The organism is Corynebacterium sp. HMSC065H09, from assembly GCF_001812845.1.
Classification (GTDB): domain Bacteria; phylum Actinomycetota; class Actinomycetes; order Mycobacteriales; family Mycobacteriaceae; genus Corynebacterium; species Corynebacterium jeikeium_D.
Genome location: NZ_KV810590.1, coordinates 1 through 6,947 on the forward strand (window position 1 = coordinate 1; position 6,947 = coordinate 6,947).

The 6,947-nt window shown below is 60.9% G+C and carries 5 protein-coding genes; 2 read left to right on the forward strand and 3 right to left on the reverse strand.

Annotated features, from left to right (window positions below; genetic code table 11):
* The first annotated feature begins 131 nt into the window (after positions 1–131).
* Positions 132–1,274: an alpha/beta hydrolase gene (locus tag HMPREF2878_RS07130; RefSeq protein WP_070653129.1), complete on the forward strand. Its 1,143-nt coding sequence runs from the start codon at positions 132–134 to the stop codon at positions 1,272–1,274.
* 131 nt (positions 1,275–1,405) lie between these two features.
* Here HMPREF2878_RS07130 and HMPREF2878_RS07135 read toward each other — a convergent pair whose 3' ends face one another.
* The 3 genes from HMPREF2878_RS07135 to HMPREF2878_RS07145 all read right to left on the reverse strand — a co-directional run bounded on the left by HMPREF2878_RS07135 (position 1,406) and on the right by HMPREF2878_RS07145 (position 6,441).
* Positions 1,406–2,047: a DUF3239 domain-containing protein gene (locus HMPREF2878_RS07135; RefSeq protein ID WP_070653130.1), complete on the reverse strand. Its 642-nt coding sequence runs from the start codon at positions 2,045–2,047 to the stop codon at positions 1,406–1,408.
* 25 nt (positions 2,048–2,072) lie between these two features.
* Positions 2,073–3,776, reverse strand: a complete 1,704-nt coding sequence (locus tag HMPREF2878_RS07140; protein WP_016423319.1) for a DNA repair helicase XPB — start codon at positions 3,774–3,776, stop codon at positions 2,073–2,075.
* Positions 3,777–3,924: 148 nt separating this feature from the next.
* Positions 3,925–6,441, reverse strand: coding sequence for a helicase-associated domain-containing protein (locus HMPREF2878_RS07145; protein ID WP_070653133.1), 2,517 nt, complete (start codon positions 6,439–6,441; stop codon positions 3,925–3,927).
* Positions 6,442–6,515: 74 nt separating this feature from the next.
* On the opposite strand from HMPREF2878_RS07145, the gene HMPREF2878_RS07150 reads away from it, so the two are divergent.
* Positions 6,516–6,704 (forward strand): hypothetical protein, encoded by a 189-nt coding sequence (locus HMPREF2878_RS07150; RefSeq protein ID WP_016423317.1) that lies wholly within the window; start codon positions 6,516–6,518, stop codon positions 6,702–6,704.
* Positions 6,705–6,947: the final 243 nt, after the last annotated feature.

The window sequence follows — 6,947 nt, forward strand, 5'->3', positions numbered from 1 at the left end:
TTGTGTGGGGTGGGGTGCTGCGGCCCACTTTTGTTTTACCCACAAGTAAACGGAATTAACTAGGCAACGATTAGATCCTTGGTTTCCTCTTTCGGTGAATCCTCGTTGGCTCTCTGTGGCAGACTGTCTCTATGACTAATCAGACACCTAACTCCGATGTGGTTAACCTCGCTTCTTCTGAGGACGAGGCTCAAGACAACTTCACTCCCGTAACGACCGAAGAAGGTAAGCTACAACAGCTTATTGAATGGCTCGAAGAACACGTCTCGGCCTATTCCTACTTGAGCGAGGTTGTCCCCTTGGGAGCCTCTGAGGAAGACATTAAGAAGGCTCGTGCGTCAGTCAATGACCGCGGCGCTCGTATGCCAGACGCCATCATTCACGGTTCGATGATGGTCCTGGGGGCGGCCGTCAACCACTCTTCGCCATACCTTGCGTATGCCGATGGCAAGGTTGAGGTGACGGATACGACGGTGGGGGATAGTCCTAGCGTTCCGGTTCGGGTTTTTGTCCCGCAGGATCCAACCGGGTCTGTGGTAGTTGCTGCACACGGCGGCGCTTTCTGGATGGGTGACGGCAGTCTGCGTGAGAATTCCTTCGGCCCAAATATGGCTGCCCTGGCAGCCCGATCGGGCGCAATTGTTGTGGATGTGGATTACCGTCTCGCGCCAGAGCATAAAGTATCTGAGGCCGTCAATGACATCGCGCGGGTAGTCGCATCTGTTGCAGATGATTCGTTGCAGCTTCAAAAATTGGGTGCAATGCCCATCAGTGATCAGAACCCGATAGTTCTCTATGGTGTCTCTTCAGGCGGCCACAACGTTGTTTCCGCGGTGGACCAGATTAGTCAAGACACTCCGGTTGCTCTGTTGCTCGTTGCCCCGGCTCTAGACCTGCGTGGTGCTCCTGCGGTGTGGTTGCAGGCATTCTTCGGCACCTCTGATGATTCGGCAAAGGAAGTGTCACCGGGATTGCATGAGCCGTCGCGAAGCATGCGTGTCCACGTTCAGGCGGCCTCCCGCGATACTGTTGTTCGGCCAGCTACCGAGTACCTGAAGAAGGTCGAGGAGGCAGGTGGAGACGCCACTCAGGCGGAATTCTTGGCAACTCACCAGATTGCGGTTCCAAAGGTTCAGCGAGAACAGATTACGGACGCGGCGCGGTTCATTCTAGAGGCCACTCACACGGAACGTGAGCTGCCAGAGGACCCGGCAGGTGAATACGATAAGGAAGCGATTGACCGGCAGAACGAAGAGTCCTGGGGCAAGAGCTAGTCAACTCGTTTCAGTTCCCAATGGCGCTCTCGCTGTGCCTGTGAGCACCGCGGAGGGGAGCGCTGCTAAGGGAAATCGGGGGCGGGGCTAGAACAGCTCAGTGCCAAAAGGTCGGGGCTAACAGAATCCGACTAGTTCAGCGGCAGGAGGTTGCGCTTCGTTGCGTGTACCTCTTCCACCCGGTCGATGTTGCGTTCGAGCACATTCCAATCGTTGACCGGAATATTGCGCTGGGCTTGGGCAATGACTGACTTGTCTGGAGTGGACCACGCAAGCGGCACTGGGGTGATCTCATCGTAGAACTCGGTGCGGCTCTTGTGTGTACCGGCCACAGCAACAGCTGGCACCTTCGCGCCCACGCGGCGGGGAACACCGGAAATCGTGGTGACCGTACGTGTAGCCAGGGCCGGGACGGGCTCGCCATCGGAGGGGGGTTTACGCATGTCCACCAGGGTCATCAGCACCATGGTCCGCTCATCCACACGCGCAATCATGGCCGGAACCAGCGGGGATTCGTCGTAAAGCTCTTGCGGATCCTTAATTGCGCGTCGCACCTGGAAGGTAACGCCGACGTAGAGAGCCGCGAGGGCGAAAAGCACAACCGCGCTGCCGATAACAAACGGCGTGCGGTCGAAAACTATTAGAACCAGCACAGCGCCGACGAGCAGCAGAGCAGAGAAAATGCCGGAGGAGATGAGCAGTCGGCGGGCATCGCGGTAGTACTCGTTGTTGGCGTTGGTGTGCTCGCGGTTGACGGGGAAGTGAAAGTTCATGGCAGTCCTTTAGTTATCCAGTTTTCTAGGATTCCGAGCTAGCGGTGGAATCACCGGGTAGGGAGGGCCCGAGGTACTCGTCTGCGTCGACGATTCGGTAGGCGTAGCCCTGTTCCGCCAGGAAACGCTGGCGGTGAGCTGCGTATTCGGTATCGAGCGTATCGCGAGTCACCACCGAGTAAAAGACGGCGCCACCACCATCGGACTTCGGGCGCAGGAGACGCCCCAGGCGCTGTGCCTCCTCCTGTCGGGAACCGAAGGTGCCGGAGATTTGCACGGCGACAGAGGCTTCGGGAAGGTCGATGGAAAAGTTCGCAACCTTGGAGACCACCAGCGTGTTGATCTCGCCGCGCCGGAACTTCCCAAAGAGCTCCTCGCGTTTGGCGTTGGACGTCTTTCCTTCGATGACGTCGACGCCGAGCTCTTCGCCGATCTCTTCGAGCTGATCCAGGTAGGCACCAATCACCAGAGCGGGTTCGCCCTCGTGTCGGGCAAGGATTTGCTTGACGACGGGAATCTTCGTCGGCGTCGTTGCGGCCAGACGATACCTGTCGGAGGCCTCAGCCGTGGCGTAGAGCATGCGCTCGGACTCGGTCGGGGTCACGCGGACCTCAACGCAGTCAGCCGGTGCGATCCAGCCCTGGGCTTCGATGTCCTTCCACGGGGCATCGTAGCGCTTCGGGCCAATCAGGCTGAAGACATCGCCCTCGCGGCCATCTTCGCGCACCAGGGTAGCGGTGAGCCCCAGTCGACGGCGCGACTGCAGATCCGCACTCATTCGGAACACAGGAGCGGGCAGGAGGTGGACCTCGTCATAGATGATGAGGCCCCAGTCGCGGGAATCGAATAGCTCGAGTGCGCGGTATTCTCCCTTAGTCTTGCGCGTGACCACTTGGTAGGTCGCAATGGTGACGGGGCGAATTTCCTTCTTTTCGCCGGAGTACTCGCCGATTTCGTCCTCGGTCAGCGAGGTGCGTCGCAGCAGCTCGTCGCGCCACTGCCTGCCGGCGACGGTGTTGGTGACCAGAATCAAAGTGGTGCGCTGCGCGTCTACCATGGCCGCTGCACCGACGATTGTTTTGCCTGCGCCACAGGGCAGCACCACGACGCCGGAGCCGCCTTCGCGGAAGGAATCAGCCGCCATGCGTTGGTAGTCGCGCAGTTCCCAGGTGTCGTGGCCGCCGGTGCCCTGATCCTGCCAAGCGATGGCGTGTGCCTCACCATCGATGTAGCCGGCGGTGTCATTGGCCGGCCAACCGACCTTCAGCAGCTCCTGTTTGATTCGGCCTCGCTCGGAGGGGTGCACGGTCCAGGTGTCGGCGTCGATTTGCTCGCCGAGCATCGGACGAATCTTTTTGTGCTTGGTCACCTCGGCCAGTACCGCAGGGTCGTGTGAAACCAGAATAAGGCCGTGAGCTGGATGCTTGGTCAGGCTCAGGCGACCATAGCGGTCCATGGTCTCCGCGACGTCGATAAGCAGCGGCTGTGGGACGGGGAACTTGGAGAAGCGCTCGAGGACATCGACCACCTGCTCCGCGTCGTGACCGGCGGCGCGAGCATTCCACAGCGCCAGCGGGGTGATGCGGTAGGTGTGCACATGTTCAGGAGCACGTTCGAGCTCCGCGAACGGTGCCAGCGCCGCGCGTGCCGCATCCGCCTCCGGATTATCGACCTCCAGCAGCACCGTCTTATCCGATTGGACGATCAGCGGCCCCGTACCGAAACCCATTATTTCCTCGCCTCGCAGACATTCGACCAAAAATAAGCTAAAGGTCAATTCTGCCACGATTACGCAGAAGATGCGTCACGGGCTCGAATCATCCCGAACCGCCACATTCGCTTCTGCATCGCTTTACGACGGTCCGCGCGCCCGCCGCCTAGTCGACAGGATGTACTTCGGTAATGCGATGCAGCAGGAAGCGCAGCACTTGACTGGTGGCCGGGTCGATAGCATCGACCTGCCCACCGGAGACGGTGACTGGGCGCACGCGCTTGCGGCCGGGTTTGCCGTTGCGGTCAACGTAGCTCAAATACAGGTCGTCGCCATGGCGAGCCGCGCGCTGCAGAAGCTTGAACGCTTCGGTGCCGGAGGCGTAGTCGCTCGTGCCACCGGTGCTAGCGCTGGCACCGGCAGCCGTGCCCGTACCTGTCGCCGAATCCGCAGCCGAGCCAGAGACCCCAGCAGTGTTGCCACTGGCTGCAGTGCCACTGGAACTACCAGCGTGCTCAGCAGCACGGTTGCCATCGGCAATAGCCGTCAACGCCTGGCTGATGCGTTCCGGTTCGGGCATCGTTGTACGCGCAGTAGGCACCGGAGCTGGCGCCTCAATGCGGCAGGGAGCGCGACCGAGATCCAGCACCAAACCCTCTGCATCTTCGGCGATGATGGAAAAGCCCGCATTTCTAGCGGTCTCAATCACCTGGGCAAGCGGGGCCTGGCTAATTAGCACCGTTTCGGCAATCTTCCGCAACGCCAGGCTTTGCCCAGCCTGGTGACTCTGGAATGAGGCCAGCAGGGCCGGATCGTCACAGCGGATAAACGAAGCTGCGGGGCCACCGCGGAGACGACCGTGGCGGCGGGCGACGTCGTCAAGCAAATAGGTAATGGACTGCGGCACCTCGCCGACGGCGTAGCGCGAAAGAAACTCCGAGATATCGGCGGCATTGATGCCGGCGTCGAGGGCATCGCGAAGGCTGTCTTCGGTCACGCGGTAGACGCTGGCGAGGCCGGGAGATTCCAGCTGCGCAATCGAACTGAGCATGCGTTCCATCTCCGGGGATGCGGGGCCCGGTACGACGATGGTGTTGTCCGCCTGAACCATCAGGTACGAGGCGTTCGGCGGCAAGAGGTTGTTACAGGCGGCACGCAGATCGTCGAAGGCCTCGGCGGTACCGGATTCGATGAGCGCGACCATGGCTTTGCCGACCTCGCTAAGGCCGACGGAAATCGTTTCCACGCCCGGGTCCCGCACGACGATGCCGAGGGCGACCAGCTCGTCGACCACGCCACTGAGCGCCTCGTCCGTGCACCTCGCGTTGGTAATCGGGTAGTAGTAGGCGGCGCATTCACGCAGGTCGGTCAGAGCAACGATGTCGTTGTCGCTTGCCGACGACGCCACCTGCGCACAGCAGGCCAGCACCATTTCCCGGATTGACGGTACCCCGGAGAGCCGAGCTTGTGGGGAGAGTAGAGCAATGCGCTTGCCTTCCTCATTGAGCTGGTCGACCCGCCAGGGAGCTGCGTCGCTAGTGCGAGTGCCGACCGTCAAACTCACCCACCGGTCAACCAGATCGGCGTCGAGGAAGCCGTCGGCTGCCAGCGTGGGGGCGAAATAGTCACCACCGCTGTCGTGCAGTGGCAGCGGATGTGGAGTACCGACATGAACCAGGCCCGCTGCACTGAGATTAGCCACGCCGCGAGCCAGCTCCGAGATGTCGACGCCGAGCTCCTCGATGAGACTGCGGGTTTCCCGTACTCCAATGACACCGTTTTTCAAGGTCGGCGCGGGGTCGGTTCCCAGCAAGTCCAGCAGGTCAGTCGCCTGTCGCAAAGTTTCCCAGGCAGTGGCGGCAGCACGGTCGTTACCGCTGGCGACCACGTGGGTAGCGGGGGTTTCGGGGCGCAGGGGGACGTCGTCGTCGGCAAGCCCGACTCCACGCATAAGCGCGCGAACGGTGGCGGGCAGGCGAACGGTGCCCTCGTCGATGCGTTCGAGCAGGCCGGCGTTGATGAGCGCTGGGACCGGCAGCGAAGGGTCGGCATCCGGATGAGCGTCCTTTGTGACGCCGAGCCCTCCGGAGTTGGCGAGGGTATCCAGGAGACGCTGCTGCCTGTCTGTGACCTCGGTGAGTGCCGTGCGTAGCTGGCTGCGGCTGGGGCCATCGGGATTGGGCAGAAGATACCAGCCAGGTGGCAACGAGGTGGCGACCTCATCGCTGAGGCAGAAGTAGTCCTGCCAGGGCAGAGGCTTCTTGCGGGTGGACTTGCCGGTGAAGGTGCCGCGGGGGCCGGGACCGTTGCCCCAGATGAGTCCGTATTCGCGCAGGGTATCGAGGCTTGTCCGAATATGCGTGGCCGTGGGCCGTTGATTGGCGGGAACCTCTGCTCGAGAGAGTAAGTCGAGAATGTAGTCGATGAGGGCGTCCGCAGTGACGGGTTCGGCGTCGGCACCGAGGTCAGCGGCAGCCTCAATGCAGGCGAGCTCCAGTGCGGGCAGTCTGGTCAGCGCGCGGGAGACAGAAGCGCGGAGCTGGAGCCTTGCCGCTAGCACCTGGGAAGACTTCGGCGGTGGCGACAGCGCATCGGGGCGATTGCTGAGGATAGTGCCCACAAATTGGTCTGGTTGACCTGCCAGCCAGTCGGAAAAGAGTGCAAAGGGGGTGGTGCTAGTCATGACAATCCCCACTTTAGTGAGATTTAAGGAGGGGAGAAGGTGACTGGGGAGAAAATTTTTGGGATAATCTCAGCATGGCTAACGTTGCAAAGAAATCCTATGTCGATCCCGGCTGGCCGAAGGACCTCGAGCCTGGTCAGCACGCTGTTACTGAACTGATTGCTCACCACGCTGGTGCAGATTCGCCTTTCGGCGACATTGAGTTCCCGGTTGATCCGGAGACTCTGGGTTACGTGCACCCGACCACGGTGATTAACAAGTAATCTTTTAGGTTCTTAGCAGAGCTACATCTGCTGGAGGCCCGCAGCCGTGACTGCTAGTTCAGTCATGGCTGCGGGTTTTCACATCAGTGGCCTCGGGGCGGGGGCTTGAGTAGGGGCGCTTGAAGTGGGGGGGGGCTTGAAGTGGGGGCTGGACCTTATTCAAGCCCAGTTTTTTTGGCCAATCCACCGGAATGGCCCCATGGATGCGAGCTGCAAATGTGAAACTGTGTAAGTTTATGACAC

What these genes read in the sequence shown, in the direction of transcription:
- HMPREF2878_RS07150 (WP_016423317.1), top strand. Translation starts at nt 6,516, where the DNA reads ATGGCTAACGTTGCAAAGAAATCCTATGTCGATCCCGGCTGGCCGAAG.
- HMPREF2878_RS07140 (WP_016423319.1), bottom strand. Translation starts at nt 3,776, where the DNA reads ATGGGTTTCGGTACGGGGCCGCTGATCGTCCAATCGGATAAGACGGTG.
- HMPREF2878_RS07145 (WP_070653133.1), bottom strand. Translation starts at nt 6,441, where the DNA reads ATGACTAGCACCACCCCCTTTGCACTCTTTTCCGACTGGCTGGCAGGT.
- HMPREF2878_RS07130 (WP_070653129.1), top strand. Translation starts at nt 132, where the DNA reads ATGACTAATCAGACACCTAACTCCGATGTGGTTAACCTCGCTTCTTCT.
- HMPREF2878_RS07135 (WP_070653130.1), bottom strand. Translation starts at nt 2,047, where the DNA reads ATGAACTTTCACTTCCCCGTCAACCGCGAGCACACCAACGCCAACAAC.